Raw genomic sequence first — 24,557 nt, 5'->3', positions numbered from 1 at the left:
GCCTCGGCTTCTACCCAGTGAGCGCACTGGTCCGTGCATATCGATCATTTCCGGCCTTCCGTTCAGACCGGAACAGACTCTACGGTGAGGAGACGCCAACGGTGCAGATCGTCGGCAGATCCGATCGCCCAGGTTCACTCGAGAAGGCCACCATGACGCGCACCGCACCCTACGGCGACTCGTGAAGGCGGCCGACCGCGGAGCGCTCGTCTTGGTCGCACTGCTCTGGTGCGTCAACTTCGTCGCGGCGAAAGCCGCCCTCGCATCCTTCACGCTGTGGGAGCTGCGCGTCATCACCTTCGGCGGCGCCGCCGTCGTCTTGGTCGCGATCGCCCTCTGCACCCGCACCAGACTGCGCATCGGCGATCCTCGCGACCTGGTCCGCCTGCTGATCGCAGGCGCGTTCGGGATCGGAGGGTTCGGTGTGTTCTCGGCGCTCGCGCTGCTCAACACCACCGCAGGGCGCGCCACGATCTGCGTCTACACCATGCCGATCTGGGTCGTGCTGCTCGCACGCTTCGTGCTCCGCGAACCGATCACCGCGAGACGGTCGGCCAGCCTCGCCCTCGGTGCTGCAGGGCTGGTGATCCTCGCGTGGCCGCTGCTCGGCACCGGCGACTGGCTCGGCGCGCTCTACGCGCTGGCCGCCGCGGTGAGCTGGGCCATCGGCACCGTGTACCTGAAGCGCATCGATGTGGACGCCCCTCCGATCGCGACGACCGCATGGCAGCTCGTCGCGGCTGCTGCGGTCTCACTCGTCGGGCTCGTCCTCGACCCGAGGACCGCTCCCTTCCTGTTGACCGGCAGCGCAGCCGCAGGGCTCGCCTACAACGCCCTGCTCGGCACCGTGATCGCGTACCTGATCTGGTTCGGGCTCCTCCAACGGATCTCGGCGGGTGCTGCGGGCCTTGGAAGCCTCCTCGTGCCGCTCTTCGGAGTCCTCGCCTCCGCGGTGCTCCTCGGGGAGATCCCCACGGCGCCCGACCTCGTCGGCCTCGGCCTGATCCTCGTCGCTGCGGCGATCCCGCTCATCGCACCCGCGAAGCGCAGCTAGCAGGTGGTGTCGGGCGTCACCGTCGTCCACGGTGAGTGCCTGCCGTCGAGCGAGAGCAGTCGCATCTCGATCATGACGTCAGTGATCGGAGCATCGTGCAGCCCGTCCCACTGCGAGAGCGGAGTGAGGGAGGGCGTCCACCACCACGGATTCGGGTCGGGATCGGTGCCCGTGAATACGTTCTCGAAGACGACGCCGGAAGGGTCCTGCACGCTGGGATACGCAATGAGGAGCACGGGAGCAGTCGACGGCAGCTGCGTGATCCGCGCCTGCAGCGCGCCCGCCGTCGACGACGTTCCGGTCAGCACGAAACCCTGGTCCGGGTTCTCGGCGTAACAGGCGAAGCCGACGAGCAGCGTGGGATCGGCATCATCGACCGGCTCGCCGCCGGAATCGCCGCCCGCGTCTGCGTCCGCACCGCCGCTCGCATCGGCGTCCGCGGTCGATGCGGCTGTGTGCGCTCCGGTGGCTCCCGCATCCGCGCCCCCGGCGGAACCGGATGCACCGGATCCGTCGCTCGACGCGGTTCCCGTTGAGTCGCCCTCCACGCTGCCTGATCCATCGGCCGAGGCATCACCTGTCCCTCGCGAATCGCCCGACTCATCGCCGGCAGGGTCGGGACCCTCGGAGGGCCCCGGGCCCGGTGCGGGTTCGACGCCCAGAATCTCGACGAACGCTCGGCGATCATCGTCCGCTCCGGTGTGCTCGCGCTGATCGGATGACTCAGAGCCCCCATCCTCGGAGTCGGAGTCGGAGTCGGACTCCGCTCCGCCGCCGAGCGGCGCATCTGCGGCGTCACTCGACGACCCGGGCGCTGCTGCCGAGATCCCGGAGCCGGTGGCGGCAACGGGTGCCGTCGACGCGCTCAAGGCCAGTGCCGCGGTCACCACGGCGGCGATGCCGACGATGGTGGCGCCGGCGATCACCGCGGTTCTCGCGGGTGCGCTCGAGAGATGCTTCCGGATCGTGCCGCCGGTACTCGCGGCCGCCGGCGTGCTCCCGGTGAAACCGCCCAGCAGGGCGGTGGCCGAACCGCCGCCGACGAAGATGGTCGCCAGGATGAGGGCGAGCTTGCGGTTCAGGAGCGCGACCTCATCGGCGGCTGCGGCGCACGAGCGGCAGGTCTGCAGGTGCGCCTGCACCGCGCGCGAGCGCGCACTCGTCAACTTTCCGCGTTGATACCGCTGCAGATCCTGCAGCGTGGATTCGCACTCGGCGGAGGCGAGTTCGCGCTGCACGTGCGCTTCGACCCATGCGGATGCCAGAGCCTCGCGGGCCCGTGAGGCGAGGGCTGACACGGCGTTGGGCTTGATCCCGAGCAGCTGTGCCGCCTCTCGAGGGGGCAGACCCTCGACTTCGGTGTACCAGAGCACCGATTGCCAGCGCTCGCTGAGCGAGTTGAAGGCCTGCGCCGCGGCGTTGCGGTCGAACGCATGGTCCTCCCACGGATCTGCTTCGGGGATCTCGTGGGATTCGTGCAGTTCGGCAACGTGCGTCTCCGGGCTGCGGAGCTTGTCTGCGGCGACCGACTGCACGACCCGGTACAGGTATGGCCGAAAGGCGCCGTGCGGTCCCCTGCCCTTCTCGATGCTCTCGATGATCTTCAGGTAGGCGTCTGACACCACGTCTTCCGCGTCCAGCGATGGCGCGATGCTTCTGGCCGCAACGATCGCCGGCCGAACGTGCCGCTCCCACAGCACGGCGAGCGCCGGGGAATCTCCTGCCCGGTACGCGGAGAGGAGGTCTTCGTCGGAGTCGTGCTGCTGGTCGGCCACGATCTCATCCCCCTTCGCGCTCCCGATGTTGCGATGCCGGAGAGCACCCCGATGCATTATGAGTCCTTTTCTCTCGGAATGCACGTCTTCCCCGGAATCCACGCCACGCCATCGCGGGATCTCCGGTACGCAGCTTGAGCGGGCGCCGGAGAGTTTTCTCGAGCATTTCGTGAAACGTGCGTCACGAAACGGGGCGTGCGCCGTGTTATCGGTGAGTCGGCTCCTGTGGACCGTTCCCCGACGTACCCCGGGAGCCGGCCGTTGCCTGCTCCGAGGCGCCCCAGACATTTACACGGGCGCCCCGGAATCGCCGCGTAGACGCGGTCCATCCATGCCACGAGCACGAGGAGAGTAAGCGCGCACATGCGTTCCCACAGCACACACGGACATCAGGTCCGCCCCTTCCGAATCGGAAGGATCATCTCAGCGCTGACCGCGGCGCTGCTCGCCGTCAGCGGTCTGCTGACGATTCCCGCGGCGGCGAACGCCGCTCCGAACCCCGAGATCGCCGTCACGAAAGTGGTGATCGGCGCGGGAAGCGGGCCCGGCGGACAGTTGGTCGTCGGCGACACGGTGTCGGTCACGGGCAGCTGGGATGCGGCCGCGGCGGACCCGCAGCCGGGAGACGTCTTCACGATCGGCCTTCCCAAAGAACTGCGGATCCCGGCCAACGTGCCGTTCTCGCTGAGCGGGCCGACGGAAACGGGAGAGGTCGTCGATTGGGCGACGTGTCTCGCGGACGCGTCGACGGGGATCGTCACGTGCACGCTCACCGAGGAAGTCGCGCTGTATCCCGAGCTCGTCAGCGGCGAGTTCGCATTCGACGTCACGGCAGTGGAGGCGACGGACGAGCAAGCCCTCGTCTTCGACCTCAACGGGCAGGACGTCCCCGTCGAGCTGCCCGGTGGCGGCGGAATCGATGACGGCATCGAGATTCCGGACACCTGGAGCAAGACGGGCGAGATGAACGCCAACAACTGGTCCATGAAATGGACGATCGACCTCCCGGGCTCGCGCATGCAGGCCCACGACGTCATCAACGTCGCCGACACGCTCGGAGCGGGGCACGCGCTGTGCACGCCGTCGAACATGAAGGTGGAGACGGTGCGAGGCAGTGCCGTCGCCGACGTGACGAGCGTCGCCGAGATCGTGCCGGGCGCGGATGCGCAGCACTTCACGATCAAGCTCACTGCTCCCGAAGGCGGCTTCGATCCCGACGTGACGTACCGCATCACCTACGACACCTGCACGCCCGACGGGCAGATCGACCCCGAGAGCACCGAGTACACGAACGAGGCCAGCATCGATGTGTGGGGCGAGTCCTCTGGCATCATCGGGCTGCATCCGCGACCGTGGCAGGGGTCGCTCACCAAGTCGGGCACGGTGCTCGGCGGTGGAGAGCGCAACGGAAAGATCGCTTGGACGGTGAGCGTGCCGGGCGACCAGCTGCTGGGCAAGGACGGCTTCGTGTTCAGCGAACAGCTCGGAGCCGGGCACGAGGTGTGCAGCGACACGATCAGCGGGATCCGGATCACCGAGCGCTACGGCCCGAGCAATCAGCTCCAGCGCGACGTCACCGGAATGCTCGCCCCGACTGTGACGTCTTCCTCGGCGCAGGCATTCGCGATCGATTTCGACATCTCCGATCCGGCATTCTCCTTCAAGGCCTCGGACTACCGGTACGTCATCACCTACTCGACGTGCGTGAGTCAGGACGGGCTGCCAGCAGGCGGCACCGCGTACACCAACCAGGTAGAGGTCGACGGTCAGGTCGCCGGCACCGAGACCAGGGTCCCCGGACGATCCGAGGGCAAGAACGGCGCCATCAACGGCAGGTCGGTCACGCTCGACGGCGTCGAGCACCTCCCGCAGACGACCATGAACTGGAACATCACCGTCCCGGGCGAGCGGCTCTCGGCGGTGGACAGCGACCTCGTCGTCACGGACACCCTCTCCGGTGCGCACGAAGTGTGCGTCGCCGGTGATCCCACGAGCGGGTTGGCTTCGCAGCTCGGCCTGAAGGTCGAAGCTCGCGACCAGGTCGGAAACGGGGGGCTCGCGACTGTCGATCTCACCGACTCCGTGACCGCGTCGCACGAGGATGGGGTGATCACGCTCGCGATCCCGCGCCCGACGCTGGCGCAGCCCGGTGGGAGCCAGGCGACTGGGTTCAGCGCCGAGTACCAGTACGTGATCAGCTACACGTCGTGCACCTCGAGCGGTGGCATGGACGCGCCGGGCACCTCGTACGGCAACTCCGCCGAGGTCGCTGGGAAGACGTATGAGAAGTCGGTGACGCAGAGCAATCGCGGCAGCGGCACGGGTCAGGGCGTCTCACGCGGTTCGGTGGGGATCAGCAAGACCCTCGCCGACACTGCGGGAGCAGCATTCGTTCCCGAGGGCACGATGTTCACCGTGCACGTGCAGGAGATCGATCCGCAGGGCCAGATGCAGCTCGAGTACGACCTCCAGGTGCCGTTGAACGGCGATCGGATCAGCGGCCCGAACTCGCGCGGCCTCGGCTGGACGGTGGCGCTGTCAGAACCGACCTTCCCGGCGATCCCCGGCGTCGTGTTCGGTGATCCCGTATTCGCGGAGGGCGAAGCCGTCACCGTGGGTGACGGCGGGAAGACCGCCGTCGCAGCACTGACACCGGGCAGCAACGTCACCGTCGACCTCACGAATGAGGCGCAGCTCGGCGCGGTGTCGCTGGTGAAGCAGATCGCAGGCGGGGCGGCGAGCCAGGTCGACACGGATCGCGCCTACGAAGTGACCGCGGCGATCGATACGACCGCGCTGGGCGAAGGGTTCCCGAAGCAGGCGGATCGCACGGTCACCGTGCGGGCCGGAGCACCCGTGCTCATCGATGATCTGCCGATCGGTGCGACGGTCGCGTTGAGCGAAGCGCGCCCGGTCGACGATGACCGGTTCACCTGGGGCGACCCGGTCTTCTCCCCGGAGAGCATCACGATCACCGGCGACCACGCAACGGCTCCAGCGGTCGTCACGCTGACGAACAGCGTCGAGCGGACCGTGGGAACGTTCTCGATCGTGAAGAACGTGACCGGCGCCGAGGCTGATAATCCGGCCGTGCCCGATGCGGTGACAGTCACCGCGGTCTGGGAGCAGGAGGGCGTACCCGGCTCGAAGACCCTCACGGTGCCGACCGATGGCACGCCCGTCGAATTCGGCGAGCAGTTGCTGGTCGGCACGCAGGTCGAGTTGATGGAGACTCCGCTCGAAGATGCTTCTGGCATTGCGTGGGGGGCACCCGTCTGGTCCGGTGACGGCGTCGTCGTGACCGAAGAGTCGGCGACCGTGACGATCGGACGCGACGCGACTGCGCAGGTGTTCTTGGAGAACCACGCTGCGACGTCAGTCGCCGGCATCAGCCTGCTCAAGGGAATCGGAGGCGCGGCAGCGGGAGAGGTCGATCCCGAGACGCAGTTCCCGGTCACCGCGACGTGGACCGACGCAGACGGTGAACAGTCGAAGGACCTCACGATCAACGCGGTCGAACCGACCCCGCTGGGAGTCGACCTTCCCGCTGGCACCGTCGTCACGATCACCGAGGGCGACCGCCCCGGCATCGACACCGTCATCTGGGACGCGATCGCCATCTCCGGCGACCGGGTGACGGACAACGGTGACGGCAGCGCCGAGATCGTGGTCTCGGATCAGCAGGGCGAGATGACCCTGGTCACCGTGGTGAACGAGGCGACGTGGGCTCCGGGCACCTTCTCCGTGGCGAAGCATGTCGACGGCGTCGAGCTCGAAGCGGCGGGCGTCCCCGAGTCCGTCGCGGTCACCGCTTCGTGGTTCGAGGCCGGTGAGCCGCACTCGGCAGAGCTCGCGATCCCGACCGACGGCACTCCGGTGCAGTTCGACGGGAGCCTTCCGCACGGCACGGAGGTGACGCTCTCCGAGGCTGCCTCCGATGACGCAGATGCGTTCAGCTGGAACGCTCCCGAATGGGAGATGGATGGACTCGTCGTGCACGACGACGGCACCGCCACCCTCACCATCGGGGCCGCGCAGACGCTGGCCGTCGACCTGATCAACACGGTGACGCCGAAGCTCGGAAGCCTCTCGGTGACCAAGTCGCTCACGGGCGACGGTGCATCGCAGGTGCCCGCGGACACCGTGTACCCGGTGAGCGCGAGCTGGACCGACCTGATGGGTGAACCCCAGCGCGTCGAGCTCGAGCTCGTCGCCGGCGAGCCGACGGTGCTCGACAGGCTGCCGCTCGGCACTGAGGTGACATTCACTGAAACGGCGGCGGATCTGCCCGCAGCCGTCAGCTGGGTCGGAGCCGACTGGTCGACCGAGTCGGCGGGTGCGTCGATCGACGGAGCGGGCGAGCGGATCGTGCTCACCGTCACGGGAGACGCGGGTGCTCAGGCGCTCGTCGATCTCGAGAACGAGATCGGGGTCGCCCCCGGGCTCGCGGTGACCGGCGGTGAGTTGCTCACCGGTGCTCTGCTCGCAGCCGGGCTCGTGGCCGGTGGGGTGCTGCTGCTCCTCTCACGGCGCCGTCGCGCGCTGTAAGAGACGCATCTGACAGGGGCGCCCGGCCGAGAGCCCGGCCGCCCCTGATCCGTACCCGCCCTCAGCGATCGGGTGTTTCCGCGTTGCGGGTGGGGAAGAAGTCGATGAGCGCTTGGCTCAGGGGCGCAGGCGCTTCCTCGGCCACGTGATGACCCGAGTCGATGCCGTGCCCTCGTACATCGACCGCCCAGTCTCGCCAGATCGCGAGCGGGTCGCCGTAGAGCTGTTCGAGGTCGTCTTGCTCCGACCACAGCGCCAGTACCGGCATCGAGAGCCGACGGCGAGCGGCGCGGTCGGCCTCCTCATGGGCGCGATCGATCGTGAGTCCGGCGCGATAGTCCTCGAGCATCGCCCGCACGACACCTGGGGTGCGGATCGCCGCCAACCATTCCGCATGGTTCTCAGCACCCATGCGCTCCGGGTCCGCGCCGTACCAGCTCTCGGGGTCGGCGTTGATGACGCGCTCGGGAGTCTCGGGCTGAGCGTAGAAGAACCAGTGCCACCACAGCGCGGCGAACCGAGCATCTGCGCGAGCGAGGTGCTCGCTGATCGGAATGCAATCCAGCAGCGCCAGATGATCGACTCGTTCTCCGTGGTCGAGCGCGAGGCGGAGCGCGACGTAGCTGCCGCGGTCGTGTCCGACGAGGTGGAAACGATCGTGACCGAGGACCGTCATGAGCTGCGTCAGATCCCCGGCCATCGAGCGTTTCGAGCGAGCGCTGTGATCCTCGGTCGGATCCGGTCCCCGCGATCGGCCGTACCCCCTGAGATCCGGGCAGATCACCGAATACCCGGCGTCGACGAGCCTGGGGGCGACGCTGTGCCAGGTGGCCCCAGTGCGCGGATGCCCGTGGAGGAGCAGGACCGGCGGCCCGTCGCCGCCGTGCCGCACGTGGATGGTCGCCTCATTCGTCGCGATGTCTTCGACGGCGAAGTTCTCGAACATGCTCCCATCATGCATGCGATGGGTCGTATTCGTGTACGCTCTATTACTGGCCGAACGGTCGGTAACTTGGCCGTCCATACGAACAACGGAGTTCACATGACCATGACTGCTGCTGCCAAGCAGGCGGAACGGCGCAAGGTGCTCGCGGGCACCGTCGTCGGTACCACCATCGAGTGGTACGACTTCTTCATCTACGCGCAGGCGGCGGGCGCCGTCTTCGCGACGCTCTACTTCGCCCCCGCGGGTGAGACGGTCGGCCAGATCGTCGCCTGGGCGTCCCTCGGCATCTCCTTCCTGTTCCGCCCCCTCGGCGCCATCGTCGCCGGGCACCTCGGCGACCGGCTCGGGCGCAAGCGCATGCTCGTGCTCACGCTCATTCTGATGGGGCTCGCCACCGCCCTGATCGGCGTGCTGCCGACCTACGCCCAGATCGGCGTCGCGGCGCCGGTGCTGCTCGTGCTGCTCCGCGTGCTGCAGGGCTTCTCGGCCGGCGGCGAGTGGGGCGGGGCCGCCCTCATGTCGGTCGAGCACGCGCCCGAGAACAAGCGCGGCTTCTTCGGCGCGTACCCGCAGATCGGCGTGCCGCTCGGCATGATCCTCGCGACCGCGACCATGTGGGTCATCACCACGACGCTGACCGAGGAGCAGTTCCTGACCTGGGGCTGGCGCCTCCCGTTCCTCTTCTCCATCGTGCTGATCCTCGTCGGCTACTTCATCCGCCGCGCCGTCGAGGAGTCCCCGGTCTTCAAGGAGCTGCAGGAGCGCAAGGGCGAATCTGCCGCACCGCTGAAGACGCTCTTCTCGAAGCACGCGAAGGAGGTGGTGCTCGCCGCACTCATCTTCATCGCGAACAACGCGGCCGGCTACCTGCTCATCGCCTTCTTCTCGGCGTATGCGACGCGGCCGGAAGCCGAGGGCGGGCTCGGCCTCGAGCGGCCCCCGGTGCTGCTCGCCACCACACTGGCCTCCTTCGGGTGGCTCGCGTTCACCCTGTTCGGCGGCATCGTCTCCGACCGCATCGGGCGCGTTCGCACCTTCCAGATCGGGTACGTGCTGCTGGGTATCTGGGCCGTGCCGATGTGGTTCCTCATCGACACCGGCAACATCTTCATGTACCTCCTCGCCCTGTTCCTGATGACCGTCGGGCTCGGACTCTCCTACGGCCCGCAGGCCGCGCTCTACGCCGAGATGTTCCCCGCCGACGTGCGCTACTCCGGGGTCTCCATCGGGTACGCGATCGGCGCGATCTTCGGCGGTGCGTTCGCTCCGCTCATCGCCGATCTCGTGTTCGGCGCCACGGGAGCGTCGTGGACGATCGGCCTGTACATCCTCGGCGTGACGATCGTCTCACTCGTGGCCGTGTCGCTCGTGAAGGAGCCGAAGGGCGTCGCGCTGAACACGCGCTCGAACGAGGTCGTGACGGTCTAGCCGGCGACCGGCGCACCACGGCCCGGCGGGAAGCGATCCCGTCGGGCCGCGATGCGGTCAGGGGCAGGTGTCACCCGTCCGAGCCGTGGCGTCGCGGCGCGCGTCGTTCCCAGAGCAGAACGTATCCTGTGAACACGACGAACACGTAGATCGCGCTCCCGAGAATCGCGGGCGTCAGGGCAAGACCGCGAGCTGTCGATGACACGAGCAGACCGAGCGGAGCCGCTCCGATGACGCCGCTACCCGACCCGACGAAGAGGGCGCGGGGAAAGCGGCGGTATCTTCGACGCGACCATCGGTCAGTGGAGTACGCCGCGACGCCCGTGAACAAGCCGAGAAAAGCGCTGGGAATGATGTACATGAAGAGCATCAAGCCGACCGCTTCTCTGGAATCGGGAACCAGAACGAGTTCGATGAGATACCACACCAGAAAAGGCGAACCGACTGACGCATAACCTGCGAGAGCGAGAGAGAGGAAGAGGCTTCGCGGCCAGTACGGAGAGGAATTCCTCTCGTCTCGACTCGCCGATTCCATGAGATTCTCGGTGCGGTCGAAGTGGGTGGGGAACCCCGCGGGCTCGGTCGTATCGATCGGCTCGTGTGGAGCGTCCCCTGGAGCGAGCGGGTCGGGCGACGCCTGATCCGCGTCATTCCGGCGCCGCGCACGTCGTTCCCAGAGCAGGACGTATCCGGCGAACATGACGAACACGTAGATCGCGCTCACGAGGATGGACAGGGCAAGACTGAGCCCGAGCCCCGTGTTTGACACGAGGAAGCCGAGCGGAACCGCTCCGAATATTCCGCTTCCCGCCCCGACGATGAGGGCGCGGGGTTGTGGGGCGTCCCAGTGAAACGAATGGCGCACCCAATGGTCGCACGCGTACGCAGCCAATCCCGAGTACACCCCGATTCAGGTGCTTGGAGCGATGAACAGGATCAGCATCCAACCGATACCCCACCAAGCGTCGGAATCGATAAGACGATACAGGACGCACCACGCGAGGAAGGGCGAGCCGACGGAGACGCAGCCCGCGAGCACGAGAGACAGAAATAGGCTCCGAAACACTTGATCAGGGGTGATTCCCGTCCGAGCCGTGCGGTCGCCGTGCGCGTCGTTCCCAGAGAAGGACGTATCCGGTGAAGACGACGAACACGTAGATCCCGCTCGCCAGGATCGCCATGGGTAGATCGAGACCAAGCTTCGTGACAGACACCAGAAAGCCGACCGGAACCGCGCCGAATGCGCCACTCCCCGCCCCGACGATGAGCGCATGGGGTATGGGAAGATCCCAATGCAGCGATCGCCGCGCCGCTGCACTGCAGCCATACCCGATCAGCCCAGTGAAGAATCCCACTGCAACGCTTGGAAGAACCAGCAGCCCGAAACCCCAATACATCGCAAGACCGAATCGGTCCGGTTCGAGTAGTGCGGAGATCACCGCATAGAGCACGAACGGTGCACTGCACACGAGTGGGCCGAAGCAAACCAGGGAGAGTGTCGAGTTTCGAGTCATTGGTTACCTGCGCCGTACTTTCTGATCACATTCTTGAAATCAGCCGCTTGTAGTGACCATGAAAGGTAGGCACCGCCCGGGGCCAGCTGCGCCACCCCGGCTTGTGCTTTCTCGGCGTTTGCAACTTTCCGCAGCGCGAACTGCCCACCTTTCTCCACGATCGAGAATTCGATGGTGGACCCTGGGCCGTCGAAGTAGTTGTCGGAAATGACCGTGAACTTGACGCTGGTATCCGTCGTATTTACCACAACTCTGCCGGTGTCAATTCCACCTTGAAGAAGAACAGGGTCTCCGAGAGTTCAAATACCGCGCCATCCCGAAACTCTGCCGAGTCGCCGGTGACCACAAACGGGAAGATCTCTGTCGGGTGCTTCTTGAATAGATCCATCAGCTCCTGAGCGGTGTACTCGTCCGTGCTCACCCCTAAGGAGTGCCCCATATCGTACTCATAGAAAACCTGCTGCTCCCAGGAGCGATCTGACGGGAAAGCCCCTGTTGGAAGATCCCAGCCGTCCGCGAGCACTGCCCGCAGGGTCTCCAGGAGCGCGTGATCGCCGGCTTGACGGCGCTTCGCAAGATCGAGCACGCGGCCCACGGCGTGTTCCTCAGAATCGCGAGCTTCTCTGAGTCGCATTTCGAGATCATTCCGCTTCTCTGTATCTTGGAAATGGTCCCCAGTGACCGATAAGGCGCTCAACTCGAACGCGATCTCTCTAACCTGTTCCTTTGCATGCTCGCGTATGGCGATCTGATCGTTCGCAAGCGGTTGTATCGCTTCCAATTCATCGATGTATGCGTTCAGAGCTCGCTTTGCCGCAGCAGCAGCCTCTTCGAGCGTCTCGGCGCGAACCTGTATTGCGCTGACTCGCTCTTGAGCCGCCGATGCCGCGAGCCCAGACCAGTAATCGGAAAACACTTCGAGACTATTGGCGACATCACCTCGACCCATTTCCAATTCTGCACTCATCGACGAGAACTTCGAAGCAAGATTTTCCAGTGACGCTGTCGAGCCCGCGCCCGGATCTTCGTCTGTCCATTGCGTGCTCATCGTTCAGCTCATCATCGCCAAGTAACGACGGATCTCTTGCACATGAGCCGTCTCAACCTGATTGACATCGTCAGCGCACTCATGCATGGACTCGGCGGTGCTCCGCGCACGCTCCTTCTCGGCTTGAACCGACTGTGAGAATTCGTCGACGAACAACTGAAGTGTGTCGGCGACGACACCACTGCCGCAGTCCGAACACGAGACGTATCCGGAATTCCTCACTTCGGCGAAGGCGTGAGTCAAACGATTTGCTGCTCTCTTGATCTCATCAACATCGAACTTCATATGGCTGCCAATCTGAGCTGAACGCGTCGCAAGCGATGAGCGACACGTTAGCCAGGAGGGACGCCGTGAACCGTCTTCGTCAGTGCTCCGGCCCGCGAATCAGTGCCCTTGCCCGAAGAAACAGCGCCCTGCCCCTGACACTCAGTGCTTTGCCCGTGTGCGTCAGTACAAGAGGTTCGGGTGCGCGCCGTCACCAGCTGGTAGTGGCCTCACACCGCGGGGTAGGCGCGCATGGGGTGCTCAAGCAGATCAACCACCGCGCGCAGGAAGCCAGCCGCGTAGCCGCCGTCGCAGACGCGATGGTCGAAGACGAGCGAGAGCTGGGCGATGCGCCGCGCCTGGACGCGGCCGTCGACCACCCAGGCACGCTCGAGCACGCGCCCGATCCCGAGCATCGCGACCTCGGGGTGGTTGATGATCGCGGCGGAGCCGTCGACCCCGAGGCCGCCGTAGTTGTTCAACGTGAACGTGGAGCCTCTGAGCTGCTCAGGGGGCGTGCGCCCGTCGCGCGCGGTCGCACTGAGCGACCGCAGCTCGCGGTCGAGCTCGGCGATCGACATCGCGTGCGCATCGCGCATCACCGGAACCATCAGCCCGCGGCTCGTGTCGACGGCGATGCCCAGGTTCGCGCCCTCGTAGATCTCGATCGCGTCACCGGTCGGCGCCAGGCGGCTCGCGAGAATCGGGTACTGCTGCAGCGCGAGCAGCGTGTAGCGGGCGAGGATCGCCGTGAGCGATGGCGGCCGCTCGCCGTCCGCCGCCATGAGCGGGCGCAGCTCCCAGAGCTCGGTGAGATCGACGTCGACCCACACCGTCGCTTCGGGAATCTCGGCCCTGCTGCGCGAGAGCGTCTCGCTGACGACGCGCCGGAGCGGGCTGAAGCGCTCGACGCGGGCCACCGGCAGCGGCGATGTGTGCGCGCCTGCGGTGACGGGATCCTGCTGAGTGCCCTCGGAAGCATCTGCGCGAGGCGCATCCGCAGCGCGCAGCACGTCGGCGCGAGTGATCGCGCCATCGCTCCCCGTCGCCCGCACGCGGTGCGGGTCGACCCCGAGCTCCCGGGCGAGACGCCGCACGATCGGAGACCGCACGGCGACCGTGCGGCGCGGTGCGTCGCTGATCCGCACCGGGGCGGGGGCTTCGTGCACCAGGGCGGGAGTCGAGGTGGCGCCGCTGCGCCCCCCGCCGATGCCGCCCCTGGCCCGGCGGCGACGGCCCTTCGCGGGCCCGCGGCCAGTGCCGTAACCGATCAGCACGTTGCCGGATCCCGCCCGTTCCTCGTGACGGTAGGCCTCGCGCTCCTCGTCCGGCGACGGAGGCGCTCCGGGTGACTCGGGCGAGCCGACCGCGGGCTCAGCGGCTTCGGGCGCCCGCTCATCGAGCACCTCGAGCACCGGGGAGCCGGTCAGCAGTGCATCGCCCTCGGCGCCGTGCAGCTGCACGACCACGCCGGCGTAGGGCGAGGGCAGCTCGACGATGCTCTTGGCCGTCTCGACCTCCGCGATGGGCTGGTCGATGCTGACGGTGTCGCCGACGGAGACCATCCAGCGCACGAGCGCGGCTTCCGTGAGGCCCTCGCCGAGGTCTGGCAGGTTGAAGACGCGCGTGCTCATCACTGATCCTCCCAGTGCAGGGTTTCGATGGCGTCGAGTACGCGCTCGGCGTCGGGCAGGTACCAGTGCTCGAACTTCGGTGAGGCGAACGGGGTGTCGAATCCGGTCACGCGCCGCACGGGCGCCTCCAGGTACTCGAAGCACTGCTCGAACACGCGGGCTTGGATCTCCGACGCGACACTGGCGAAGCCCGGAGCCTCGGCGATGACCACAGCGCGGCCGGTGCGCCGCACCGACTCCATCACGGTGCGATCGTCGAACGGTGTCAGGGTGCGCACATCGACCACCTCGACGCTGCGCCCCTCCGCTTCCGCGACCTCGGCTGCCTCGAGGGCGATCGGAACGGACGGGCCGTAGCTGATGAGCGTCACGTCGCTGCCCGGCCGCACGACGCGGGCGCGGCGCAGATCGGCGGCGATCGACGTATCGACCGGCCCGGTCGACCAGTAGAGCTTCTTCGGCTCCATGAAGACCACGGGATCCGGGGAGGCGATCGCCGCGCGCAGGAGCGAATATGCGTCCTGCGGCGTCGACGGGGACACCACCGTGAGCCCGGGCGTGTGAGCGTAGTAGGCCTCGGAGGAGTCGCAGTGATGCTCGACACCGCCGATCCCGCCGCCGTACGGGATGCGGATCACCATCGGCATGCGGAGATCGCCGCGGGTGCGATTGCCCAGTTTCGCGACGTGACTCACCACCTGCTCGAACGCAGGCAGCGCGAAGGCGTCGAATTGCATCTCGACGACCGGGGCGAGACCGTTCATCGCCATTCCGACCGCAGTGCCGACGATGCCCGACTCGGCAAGGGGTGTGTCGAAGCAGCGGTCTTCGCCGAATCGCGCGGTCAGGCCGTCGGTGATGCGGAAGACGCCGCCGAGCGCTCCCACATCCTCGCCGAAGACGACGACGCGGTCATCGCTCGCGAGAGCGTCGGCGAGGGCGAGGTTGAGGGCGCTCGCCATCGTCAGCGTCTCGACCGTCGTCGCCCCTGCTTCGGCGTCGCGAGCGGCTGGCGCAGCGCCGGCGGGCGTTCCGGCCGGAGCGGCGCCGTGCGCCATCGTGGTGCTCATGACTCGACCTCCGTGCGCTCGATCTCGTCGCGCAGCGCGTCCCACTGCGCGTCGAGCATCTCGGGTCGCTGCGCGAAGACGTGGGTGAAGAGGTCCTCGGGGTTCAATTCCGGGTCCGCGTTCATCGCGTATCGCAGTTCGCTCGCGATCTCCTCCGCGGCAGCGGCGAGCTCCGACTCGTCGGCCTCGGTCAGGGCGCCTGACTCGCGGAGGTGGCTGCGCAGGCGGGTGAGCGGATCCCGTCCGACCCACGCCTGCACCTCCTCGCGGTCGCGGTAACGGGTGTCGTCGTCGGCGTTGGTGTGCGCGAGCATGCGGTACGTGTGGGCTTCGATGAAGCTCGGGCCCTGACCGGAACGGGCTCGATCGACGGCCGCTCCGAGCACGGCGAGCAGCGCGGCGACGTCGTTCCCGTCGACGCGCTCGCCGGGCATTCCGTATCCGATGGCCTTGTGCGCGAGAGACGCCGCCGCGGTCTGCCGTGAGAGCGGCACCGAGATGGCGAACTCGTTGTTCTGCACGAAGAAGACGACCGGGAGGTGGAAGACGGCGGCGAAGTTCATCGCCTCGTGGAAGTCGCCCTCGCTCGTGGCGCCGTCGCCGCACATCGCGAGCACCACGGTGTCTTCGCCCCGGAGCCGAGCGGCGTGCGCGAAGCCGACCGCGTGGAGCAGCTGCGTCGCGAGCGGAGTCGCCTGCGGCGCGATCCCGTACTCGGTCGGGTCGTAGCCCGAGTGCCAGTCTCCGCGCAGCAGGACCATCGCATTCGCCGGCTCGACGCCGCGAGCGATCACCGCGACCGAATCCCGATAGGTCGGGAACAGCCAGTCGCCGCGCTCGAGGCACAGCGCCGCCGCGATCTGGCAGGCCTCCTGGCCGGTCGATGCCGGGTAGACGGCCAGCCGGCCCTGGCGCACGAGCGCATTGCACTGATCGTTGATGCGGCGGCCGTTCACGAGCCCCGCGTAGGCGCGTCGCAGCGTCTCGCGATCGGGCAGGGCGAACTCGGGGTCGGGCTGGACGACGCCCGCGGCGTCGATCAGTTGCACGGGGATGTCGCGCGGCAACAGCGCGTCTGCTGATCGGGACACGGTTCCTCCTTGAATCCGTCCGTCAATGTGTCGCCTATTGTGCTCGCAATTCACGCGCCTGTGCACGATTTCGCCCGACTTCTGTATGTTTGATTGCAGAACAGCCTGAATACTGGATATCTGTATCAGGCGACGAGCCGGTCTCCAAGGGAGCAGACATGCAGGTAGACGACACCGATCGAGCGATCCTGGCAGTGCTCAGGAACGATGCCAGAATCTCCATGACCGCGCTCGCCGAGGCGGTGCACATCTCGCGCGCAGGAGCGCATGCCCGCGTGCGCAAGCTCGTCGACAGCGGCGTCATCATGAACTTCACGGTGCGTACCGACCCGGTGCGCGCTGGGGCTCACGCCTCGGCCTACGTGACGCTGCTGATCGACCAGACCGGATGGCAGGAGGTGCGCGCCCGGCTCGGCGAGATCGCGGAAGTCGAGCACATCGCGCTCGTCGGCGGCGACTTCGACGTACTGCTGCTCGTGCGCGCTGCCGACAACAGCCACCTGCGGCGCGTGGTGCTCGAGGACATTCAGTCGATTCGGTGTGTGCGCAACACCCGCACCATTCTGATCTTCGAGGATTTCGGCGGCGGTCAGCCGCCCGAGCTTACCGCGGATCGATGAGACGGCGGTCGGGTACGCCCGTCCAGGCTGCGGTTAGCCCGGCTCCGAAAAGGGTACCTGTGGGTTGGGGTCCGCCGACTCCGCCTCAGGTGATGACGCGGGATCCGGATCCGTAATCGCCCCCGTCGGATCCGATTCTTCGATCCGATGCTCGCGATCGTGCGCGGCGGCGAATTCACGGGCAGCCTGTACAGCTTCTTCTTTGTCCCGGAAACTCCTCGAGAGATGAGGGGCGCCTTCCACTTCGTTCACCCACTGGCCGTTCTTCGACTTGGTCGTCACCGTCAATTGGCTCATCGCGCTGTCCTCCTGCTGCTTTCCACGTTTCTGCGTCGATGCTGGGTAGCTCTGTCGTGTCTCAGTCACGATACGTCTCGACCGACGACGCATCGTCGTCATCAAGCTCCACCGTGATCGACTGCTCAAGCGCATCTGCCGTGTCCGCTTCAGATGACGTGGAAAGAACGTCTTCAGAAGCTGGTTCATAGTCGAACCCCGCGTTCCGGTTCTGCTCCAGGGCGTCGGCTTCCGGTACTTCTGCGGAGAAGTGGTCGCTCATTCGTATACTCCTTTGCTCCTGATCGCGTCCCGTGGTTACTGGGGGACCTACCATTTCAGCGGATCTTGTCAGGCGCGAGGGGGTTGAATAACCGGCGTCCTGCGTGCCGCGCACGAACACGCACGTGGAGCGGCCCGAGACTTGAGAAGCGAGATCTCCCGGGCATTCGTGCTTCGCGCTGCCATGGTGGCGCGCAGAGTAAGAGAGATGCGCGGCCGTTTCAAGGCCATCGCAGCATCGGGAGAAGCTGCTCAGGCTTGTCGATGCGGTGACTTCGCGAACCGCAACGCACCTGCTGCGATCGCGGTGAGCCGGGTGAAGACATCGATCTTCGCCCGGCTGCACGACACAGCCGAGAGGTCGCCGCCCTGACAGGAATGCGAATGAAGTAGCTCAACGGGAGGAACAGAGATGAACGGCACTGAGCGGGGCAGTTCGAAGCATGGACCCGAACTCGACGAGGAGATGAAACACGAAACGAGCGGCACTGTTCAAGGGCACGGGTACCCGCACGCGGAGCCATTTCGGGACACCGAGCCAATGCCCGACGACACTGATGGCCCCGAGGTCGTCGAGGCGTTTGAACGGGGCGATGGCGAAGGCGATCCCGCTCGGGAATAGGAACACGCGTTCGCCCGCTTACCCTCGCAGCGAGCGCGAGTTTCCGGCAGCGCTGATCGAGCGATCGCCGTAGGCTGAAATCATGACGAAGATGCGCGCGATCACCGTTGCCGAGGCCGGCGGCCCAGAGCTGCTGCGATTCACCGAGGTCGAGAGCCCCGCGCCCGGGGCGGGCGAGCTGCTCGTGCAGACCCGCGCCGTCGGCGTGAACTTCATCGAAACCTACCAGCGATCGGGCATCTACTCCGTGGAGTACCCCTTCACCCCCGGAGGAGAAGCCGCCGGCGTGGTGCTCGAGGTCGGGGACGGCGTCGAGGGGTACACAGCCGGTGACGTGATCACCACAGCAGAGGCCTCGCGCACCTACGCCGAGCGCTTCGTCGTTCCGGCCGATCGAGCGGTGCGCGTGCCCGAGGGCATCGCGGCCGACGTCGCCGCGGCCATTCCGCTGCAGGGGATCACCGCGCACTATCTCGCCACGTCGGCCGCGCAGCCCCGGGCAGGGGAGACGGTGGTCGTGCACGCAGGAGCCGGTGGAGTCGGCCTGCTGCTCACCCAGCTGCTGGTCGCGCGCGGGGTGCGCGTGTTCACGACCGTCTCGACGGCCGAGAAGCGCGAGCTGAGTCTCGGTGCAGGGGCCGCCGAGGTCTTCGACTACGACGACTTCTCGGCACGGGCGCGTGAGCTCACCGACGGGGAGGGCGTCGCGGTGGTCTACGACGGAGTCGGGGCGCGTACGTTCGACGATTCGCTGGCGGCGCTGCGCGTGCGCGGCGAGCTCGTGCTCTTCGGCGCGGCGAGTGGCCCAGTGCCGCCCTTCGACCTGCAGCGCCTCAACGCGGGGGGATCCCTGTCGGTCACCCGACCCTCGATGGGGCACTTCGTGCGCACCGCTGAAGAGCGGGCGTGGCGCTATCGCGAGCTCTTCGCAGCGATGGAGGCCGGCCAGCTCGACTTCCGCATCGGCGCCCGGTTCCCGCTGGCCGAGGCGGCTGCCGCGCATCAGGCGCTCGAGTCGCGAGCCACGACGGGCAAGGTGATTCTCGAGCCGTAGCGGCGGCCCGCCCGGCAAGACGCCGGCGGCTTCGGCAGGAGATCTCGCGTCGGTGCGCAGCTGCGGGCGCGAACCGACTCACCGAAGCGGCATCTCTCACCGAAGCGTCACGAGGCGCGGGCGTGGGCGCGGGCGCAGCGTGGCGAAGTGGAGGCCGAGTGCGAGGAGCGCGAGCGCGGCTGCGTAGGGCAGGGGCGAGGCGATCCCGGCGAGCAGTGCACTGGCGGTTCCGCCGATGCCGCACAGCACGCTGAGCGACGCCGACCAGCCGCGCATCCCCCGCATCCCCCGCATCCCCCGCATCCCGCGCATCCCCCGCATGCCGGCGCGGCTGCCGAAGCCCGTCGCCGTCGCCGTAGCCGTCGCCTGAAGTCGCGCGACTATCCGCTGCTCGAGCGGTGCGATGCAGGCGGCCACCGGCAGCACGCAGCACCCGATCACGAGGAGCCACAGCGGGCGCGTCGCCCACCACGCCTCCGAGTGCGGGGCAGGCAGGGGCAGGCCGGCGCTCCACATGAGGGCGACCAGGCCGAGTACGACGGGCATGTGCCAGAGATACACCCCCATTGCGACGGCGTTCGCCCGTGAGATGACGCGCGTGAGGCGGGGCGCGCGGGTGAGCGAGTCGAGTCGAGGGCGCAGCAGTTGGAGCACGAAGAACTGCGCCGTGCCGAGCAGCATGATCGCCGTCGTCGGCGGGTTGAGATTCACGAGCATGTCGGGCGACCATCCGCGCCCGATCAACGCGAGCAGCAGCGCCAGTGACGCGAGCAGGCCGGTGATCAGGCCCCGCCGGCGCCACACGGCGAACGACAGCCCGTCGCGCATCAGGAATCCGAGTTGCTGCATGAGCGGCCAGACGAGCACGAGGTTGAGATACCCGACCGGCGCGCCGAGACGTGCATGCGCCACGTCGACGATGATGACGCCGACGGCGAGCGCGAGCACGGTGATCAGCGGGATCCGGTCGTGGAGCCACGCCAGCGCCGGCACCAGCGCGGTGACTCCGAAGTAGGTCGCGAGGAACCACAGCGGCTGGCCGATCCGCAGGCTCGCCTCGTCGATGAGGGCGGCGTCCGCCCCGAGCGCTCGGGCGAGCAGCAGTGCTCCGCCGACCGATCCGATCATGAGGATCGCGGGCACGGCCAGGCGGCGCGTGCGTGCGATGACGTACTCGGCGGCGCTTGCACCGCGTTCGCGCATGCGCCGCCACTGCGACAGTGAGGCGAAGCCGCCGGCGATGAAGAAGAGGGGCATGATCTGCAGCACCCACGTCATCGGCACGAACCAGGCTTCGCCAGAAAGCGCGACACTCGTGCGCAGCGCCCCGGTCGGTGCGATCTGCGCGCCGACCATGAGGGCGTGCAGCACGACGACGATCAGCAGAGCGCCCGCGCGCACCGCATCGACGGTGGGGTCGCGGTGCGAGGCTGGCCGCGCAGGCGAGGCCGGTCGGGCGGCCGGCGGCGGTGAGGCCGGGCCGTCGAGCGCGAGCAGGTCGGGCTGCGAGTGGGTGAGTGTCACGGTGGCTCCTTGCATCGGGTACAAGGAGAGACGGTAGACGCGGGGTGGCCCGCTCCGCGTCACTCGCGCGGGTGAACCGGCCGAACTGCGGGGTGAGGCGGATCAGCGCCCGACGCCGACGAGCCCCGATTCGTACGCGGCGATGACGACCTGCGTGCGATCCCGCAATCCGAGCTTTCCGAGCACCCGGGACACGTGCGTCTTCACGGTCTGCTCGGAGAGGAACAGGTGCTCCGCGATCTCGCTGTTCGACTTGCCCACCGCGACGAGCTTCATGACTCCGAGCTCGCGCTCCGTCAACGGCGAGAGCAGCGCTGAGGTGTCGCGGGGCGCCGGGCGCGCGACGTAGTCGGCGATCAGCTTGCTCGTGATGGAGGGCGCGAGCAGCGCGTTTCCCGCGGCGACGACGCGGACGGCCGCGATGAGGTCTTCCGCGGTCGCGTCTTTCAGCAGGAACCCGCTCGCGCCGGCCTGCAGCGCCGAGAAGACGTACTCGTCGGCGTCGAAGGTGGTCAGCATGATGACCCGCGGGTGATCGAGCCCGGGCATCGAGAGCACCGCCCTGGTCGCGTCGAGACCGTTCATCTGGGGCATGCGAATATCCATGAGGATCACGTCGGGCCGCGATCGCCGCACCAGTTCCACGGCCTCGCTGCCGTCCGACCCGCTGCCGACGACGATGAGGTCGGGCTGCGCGTCGAGCAGCGCGCCGAACCCCTGGCGCACCATCGCCTGATCGTCGATGATCGCCACCCGCACGGGGGCATTTTCTCGGTCTGACGGCACCATGAACTCGATGGTATCGAGAAGATCGAGTGGGAGGATCACCCGGAGGTACCACCCGAGTCGACCCCTGAGGGTGACGCGCAGATGCGTGAGCGGCTCGTACGGTGAACCGCATGGTCCTCCTCCCTGTGCTTCTCGCCGCAGTCGGCGCCGTCGGCCTGGCCGCCGGCACGCACCTGCAGCATCGCGCGGTGCGGCTCGGCGCGATGCATCGCGACCCGGCGTCGCAGCCCCGCCCGAACGCGCGGATCCCCGACGGGCTCCTCCAGATGTGGCGATCCCCGCTCTGGCTGCTCGGCGGCGCCGTCATCGTGGGCGCGACCGCACTCAACGTCGTCGCGCTGGGTCTCGCCCCGATCTCCGTCGTGCAGCCCGTCGGCGCACTCGCCCTCGTCGTCGCGGCCGTCATCAGCGCAGGTTCGTCGGGGCTGCGGATCACTCGCGGACTGGCATCCGGCATCGCACTCACCGTGCTCGCCGTCGTGGCCTTCGTGCTCGTCAGCGCCGGGTTCACCCGGGATGCGCACCCCGCTGATGCTCAGGTGCTGCAGCTCTCGGTGGCGCTGGGCGCCGGCATCGTGGCCGGGGGGCTCGTCGCGGTGAGCCGAGCGGGTCACCTCTCCCGCGTGGTGACCGCCGGCATGATGTACGGCGCCGTCGCAGCCGCAATGCACGTGGTGGCGGTCGAAGGCGTCGCGATCCTGCATCGGAACGGAGCGGGGACGCTCGGCGATCACGGCGCACGCGCCATCGCCCCCGGTGCGATGTGGGCGCTCATCGCACTTCTCGGAGCCGCCGCGCTCGTCGGTCTCTGGCTGGTGCAGACCGCCTACGCGAGCGGACCGCCCGAGACGGTGCTCGCGGGGCTGCCGGTGCTCGATCCGCTCGTAGCCGTGGGGGTCGGCGTCCTGCTGCTCGGCGAATACGCACCGCTGCCACCGATCGCTCTGCTCGGGCTGGTGACGAGCGGCGGGGCCGCGGCGGCGGGCATTCTGCTCATCGCGCACCATCACCCGGGCTTCGCACCAGCACCGGCCGCATCAACACGACACGACGCCGTTGGCGTCGCACCTCAGAATAGGAGAAGCTGACATGGTGAACGACTCATCGGGCAGCACCCGACGCTTTGCCCGCATGCTGTCAGGCATGGGGCGCGATTACGCCCTCATCGTGCCGGGCTTCCTGCTCTCACTCGCAGCGTTCGTCGTGCTCGTTCCGCTCGCACTGCTCTCGATCGGAACGCTGATCGTGTGGATCGGCGCTCTCCTGCTCCCGCTGACGCTGCGCGCCGCCTCCGCTGCCGCGCAGCTTTCGCGGGCGCGGGTGCGCCGCTGGGGCGGGCAGCTGCCCGCGGCGCAGTACGCGGCGCCCGCACCGGGTCTGCGCGGACAGCTGCGCGTGCTCGGCGAGCCGCGCCGCTGGGCGGATCTCGTCTTCGAGACGCTCATCGCATTTCCACTGCGCACCGTGAGCGCGGTGCTCGTGATCGCGTGGACGGCGGCAGCGCTCGGCGGCCTCACCTACGTGGTGTGGGGCATCTTCCTGCCGCCGCACGAACAGACCTTCCCCGGGATCGCCATCGAATCCGCGACCGGGGCCGAGCCCGGCACGTACACGCACTCGCACCTCGTCAACGCCGGATTCAATCTCGTCGTCGGCGTCGTCTTCATCCTGCTGCTGCCTGCGGTGCTGCGCGGCCTCGCACGCCTGGACGTGCTCGTGACGACCGCAGCGCTCGGGCAAGCGGTGCCGGTGGGGGAGCGGCCACCAGTCGAGCTCCCAGCGGGGAGTGCCCCGAACCGCTCGCCGGCGACGGCGCCGGCGAGCGCCGCATCGTCGTGGTCTCCCGAGAACTGGTCGTGGATCGCAGCGGCGTTCGTGGCGATCGTCGCCGTCGCGGTCGGCTGGCCGGTGCTCGCGTCCCTCTACGGCATCCACGTCGCGATCGCGATGCTCATCGCGGTGGGGCAGGCGCTCGCCGTGGTGCTCGTCGTTCGCTGGCCGGCGGCGGGCATCGCGCTGCAGTCGATCGCGGCGGTATCGACCGTGCTGGCGAGCGCAGCGACCGGGCTCTCGTGGCCGTGGCCGTGGCCGGTCATGGCGCTTCTCGTGCAGGCCGCGCTCGTGATGATCGTCGCGCTGCGCCGCCACTGGGTGTGGGCGGCGATCGCGTGGGCCGCACCGCAACTGGCGTGTGCGATCGCCGCGCTGCCGGGCGGCATCGATGGTGCGGGGTGGGCCAATCTCATCGTCTCGGCCGCGGTGTCGGGCGCGATGCTCGTCGCAGGCGTGCTCGGGCGGCAGTGGCTCGCGAACCGCGGCGCCCTCCGCGAGGAGCGCCGCATGAGCGCCGGGCTGAGCGCGCAGCGCCGGGCGCTCGAAGAGCGCAACCGCATCGCGCGTGAGCTGCACGACGTGGTCGCCCACAGCATGTCGGTCATCAGCGTGCAGGCGACGACGGCGAAGTACCGGTTTCCGGCGCTCGGAGATGACGCAGAACGGGAATTCGCGTCGATCGCCGGGTCGTCACGGCAGGCACTCGCCGAGATGCGCGGGTTGCTCACGCTGTTGCGATCCGGCGATGAGGATCGCGATGCGCCGCTCGCCCCGCAGCCGTCGATCGCGGATATCCCGTCGCTCATCGAGTCGACCCGCCACTCGGGGGTGCGCGTCGACCTCGTCGTCGAGGGACCTGAGGAGTCGGGCAGCGCCTCGCCGTCGCTCGCGCCGGCGCTCGGGCTGACCGCGTATCGGATGGTGCAGGAGACGCTCAGCAACGCGATGCGACACGCGCCAGGGTCTGAGATCACCGTCTCGGTGCGATCCGACGCCGAAGCGCTCGATGTCGCGGTGGTGAACGGGCCTGCGGACGCGACGCGTGCGCAGCACCCAGCCCCCGGCTCAGGGCTCGGTCTCGCCGGGGTGCGCGAACGCGTCGAAGCCCTCGGAGGCGCCGTCACCGCCGGCGCCACCGACGCCGGCGGATTCGCGGTGCGCGCCCGTCTCCCACTGGGCTAGCGC

Annotated in this window: 22 protein-coding genes; 8 read left to right on the top strand and 14 right to left on the bottom strand. The window is 67.9% G+C overall.

The genetic code is table 11. The annotated features are described in order from the left end of the window. Positions 1 to 181 precede the first annotated feature (181 nt). Complete coding sequence (locus ABFX18_RS04115; RefSeq protein WP_346057494.1) at positions 182 to 1,054, top strand: DMT family transporter; 873 nt, start codon at positions 182 to 184, stop codon at positions 1,052 to 1,054. Here the strand turns inward: ABFX18_RS04115 and ABFX18_RS04110 are convergent. Continuing rightward, positions 1,051 to 2,886: a sigma-70 family RNA polymerase sigma factor gene (locus tag ABFX18_RS04110; RefSeq protein WP_346057493.1), complete on the bottom strand. Its 1,836-nt coding sequence runs from the start codon at positions 2,884 to 2,886 to the stop codon at positions 1,051 to 1,053. The two genes, ABFX18_RS04115 and ABFX18_RS04110, sit on opposite strands and share 4 nt — an antisense overlap. Before the next feature lie 306 nt (positions 2,887 to 3,192). On the opposite strand from ABFX18_RS04110, the gene ABFX18_RS04105 reads away from it, so the two are divergent. Further along, the gene (locus ABFX18_RS04105; protein ID WP_346057492.1) at positions 3,193 to 7,377 is read left to right on the top strand and encodes a DUF5979 domain-containing protein; all 4,185 of its coding nucleotides are present in this window, start codon (positions 3,193 to 3,195) and stop codon (positions 7,375 to 7,377) included. 61 nt (positions 7,378 to 7,438) lie between these two features. Here the strand turns inward: ABFX18_RS04105 and ABFX18_RS04100 are convergent, their stop codons facing one another. Beyond that, entirely contained in the window at positions 7,439 to 8,323 is an 885-nt protein-coding gene (locus ABFX18_RS04100; protein ID WP_346057491.1) for an alpha/beta fold hydrolase, read from the bottom strand. Positions 8,324 to 8,419: 96 nt separating this feature from the next. Here ABFX18_RS04100 and ABFX18_RS04095 point away from each other — a divergent pair, with 96 nt between their 5' ends. Beyond that, positions 8,420 to 9,751, top strand: coding sequence for an MFS transporter (locus ABFX18_RS04095; RefSeq protein ID WP_346057490.1), 1,332 nt, complete (start codon positions 8,420 to 8,422; stop codon positions 9,749 to 9,751). Positions 9,752 to 9,821: 70 nt separating this feature from the next. Here ABFX18_RS04095 and ABFX18_RS04090 read toward each other — a convergent pair whose 3' ends face one another. The 8 genes from ABFX18_RS04090 to pdhA all read right to left on the bottom strand — a co-directional run bounded on the left by ABFX18_RS04090 (position 9,822) and on the right by pdhA (position 16,372). Continuing rightward, positions 9,822 to 10,520, bottom strand: coding sequence for a hypothetical protein (locus tag ABFX18_RS04090; RefSeq protein ID WP_346057489.1), 699 nt, complete (start codon positions 10,518 to 10,520; stop codon positions 9,822 to 9,824). A 301-nt stretch (positions 10,521 to 10,821) separates the two neighbouring features. After that, positions 10,822 to 11,265, bottom strand: a complete 444-nt coding sequence (locus tag ABFX18_RS04085; RefSeq protein WP_211649751.1) for a hypothetical protein — start codon at positions 11,263 to 11,265, stop codon at positions 10,822 to 10,824. Continuing rightward, positions 11,262 to 11,513, bottom strand: coding sequence for a hypothetical protein (locus ABFX18_RS04080; RefSeq protein WP_346057488.1), 252 nt, complete (start codon positions 11,511 to 11,513; stop codon positions 11,262 to 11,264). Before ABFX18_RS04080 ends, ABFX18_RS04085 begins: the two co-directional genes overlap by 4 nt. Beyond that, entirely contained in the window at positions 11,507 to 12,313 is an 807-nt protein-coding gene (locus ABFX18_RS04075; protein WP_346057487.1) for a hypothetical protein, read from the bottom strand. Before ABFX18_RS04075 ends, ABFX18_RS04080 begins: the two co-directional genes overlap by 7 nt. Before the next feature lie 3 nt (positions 12,314 to 12,316). Continuing rightward, on the bottom strand, positions 12,317 to 12,598 hold the full coding sequence (locus ABFX18_RS04070) for a hypothetical protein (RefSeq protein WP_346057486.1): 282 nt from the start codon (positions 12,596 to 12,598) through the stop codon (positions 12,317 to 12,319). 209 nt (positions 12,599 to 12,807) lie between these two features. Next, positions 12,808 to 14,211 carry a dihydrolipoamide acetyltransferase family protein gene (locus tag ABFX18_RS04065; protein ID WP_346057485.1) on the bottom strand — a complete coding sequence of 468 codons (1,404 nt, stop codon included), beginning with the start codon at positions 14,209 to 14,211 and terminating at the stop codon, positions 12,808 to 12,810. Beyond that, a complete protein-coding gene (locus tag ABFX18_RS04060; protein ID WP_346057484.1) occupies positions 14,211 to 15,281 on the bottom strand; it encodes an alpha-ketoacid dehydrogenase subunit beta in 1,071 nt (356 codons plus the stop codon). Before ABFX18_RS04060 ends, ABFX18_RS04065 begins: the two co-directional genes overlap by 1 nt. After that, positions 15,278 to 16,372, bottom strand: a complete 1,095-nt coding sequence (pdhA, locus tag ABFX18_RS04055) for a pyruvate dehydrogenase (acetyl-transferring) E1 component subunit alpha (RefSeq protein ID WP_346057483.1) — start codon at positions 16,370 to 16,372, stop codon at positions 15,278 to 15,280. The genes ABFX18_RS04060 and pdhA overlap by 4 nt, the downstream gene beginning before the upstream one ends. Positions 16,373 to 16,530: 158 nt before the next feature. Between pdhA and ABFX18_RS04050 the strand changes: the two genes are divergently transcribed. Further along, positions 16,531 to 16,992 carry an Lrp/AsnC family transcriptional regulator gene (locus ABFX18_RS04050; RefSeq protein ID WP_346057482.1) on the top strand — a complete coding sequence of 154 codons (462 nt, stop codon included), beginning with the start codon at positions 16,531 to 16,533 and terminating at the stop codon, positions 16,990 to 16,992. 33 nt (positions 16,993 to 17,025) lie between these two features. Here ABFX18_RS04050 and ABFX18_RS04045 read toward each other — a convergent pair whose 3' ends face one another. Beyond that, positions 17,026 to 17,289, bottom strand: a complete 264-nt coding sequence (locus tag ABFX18_RS04045) for a DUF2188 domain-containing protein (protein ID WP_346057481.1) — start codon at positions 17,287 to 17,289, stop codon at positions 17,026 to 17,028. Positions 17,290 to 17,350: 61 nt separating this feature from the next. Further along, positions 17,351 to 17,551: a hypothetical protein gene (locus ABFX18_RS04040; RefSeq protein ID WP_346057480.1), complete on the bottom strand. Its 201-nt coding sequence runs from the start codon at positions 17,549 to 17,551 to the stop codon at positions 17,351 to 17,353. A gap of 411 nt (positions 17,552 to 17,962) precedes the next feature. Between ABFX18_RS04040 and ABFX18_RS04035 the strand changes: the two genes are divergently transcribed. Together ABFX18_RS04035 and ABFX18_RS04030 are read left to right on the top strand one after the other, a co-directional pair. Next, complete coding sequence (locus ABFX18_RS04035; RefSeq protein WP_211649762.1) at positions 17,963 to 18,172, top strand: hypothetical protein; 210 nt, start codon at positions 17,963 to 17,965, stop codon at positions 18,170 to 18,172. 82 nt (positions 18,173 to 18,254) lie between these two features. Then, positions 18,255 to 19,226: a quinone oxidoreductase family protein gene (locus ABFX18_RS04030; protein ID WP_346057479.1), complete on the top strand. Its 972-nt coding sequence runs from the start codon at positions 18,255 to 18,257 to the stop codon at positions 19,224 to 19,226. Positions 19,227 to 19,322: 96 nt separating this feature from the next. Here ABFX18_RS04030 and ABFX18_RS04025 read toward each other — a convergent pair whose 3' ends face one another. Further along, positions 19,323 to 20,750, bottom strand: a complete 1,428-nt coding sequence (locus tag ABFX18_RS04025) for an acyltransferase family protein (protein WP_346057478.1) — start codon at positions 20,748 to 20,750, stop codon at positions 19,323 to 19,325. A 102-nt stretch (positions 20,751 to 20,852) separates the two neighbouring features. After that, positions 20,853 to 21,539, bottom strand: coding sequence for a response regulator (locus ABFX18_RS04020; protein WP_346057477.1), 687 nt, complete (start codon positions 21,537 to 21,539; stop codon positions 20,853 to 20,855). A gap of 110 nt (positions 21,540 to 21,649) precedes the next feature. Between ABFX18_RS04020 and ABFX18_RS04015 the strand changes: the two genes are divergently transcribed. Together ABFX18_RS04015 and ABFX18_RS04010 are read left to right on the top strand one after the other, a co-directional pair. Beyond that, positions 21,650 to 22,627, top strand: a complete 978-nt coding sequence (locus ABFX18_RS04015; RefSeq protein WP_346057476.1) for a hypothetical protein — start codon at positions 21,650 to 21,652, stop codon at positions 22,625 to 22,627. A gap of 1 nt (position 22,628) precedes the next feature. Beyond that, positions 22,629 to 24,554 carry a sensor histidine kinase gene (locus ABFX18_RS04010; RefSeq protein ID WP_346057475.1) on the top strand — a complete coding sequence of 642 codons (1,926 nt, stop codon included), beginning with the start codon at positions 22,629 to 22,631 and terminating at the stop codon, positions 24,552 to 24,554. Positions 24,555 to 24,557 lie beyond the last annotated feature (3 nt).

The organism is Leucobacter alluvii, from assembly GCF_039530485.1.
Taxonomy (GTDB): domain Bacteria; phylum Actinomycetota; class Actinomycetes; order Actinomycetales; family Microbacteriaceae; genus Leucobacter; species Leucobacter alluvii.
The sequence above is the reverse complement of the archived record's forward strand: the minus strand, read 5'-3'. Positions and strand labels throughout refer to the sequence as shown.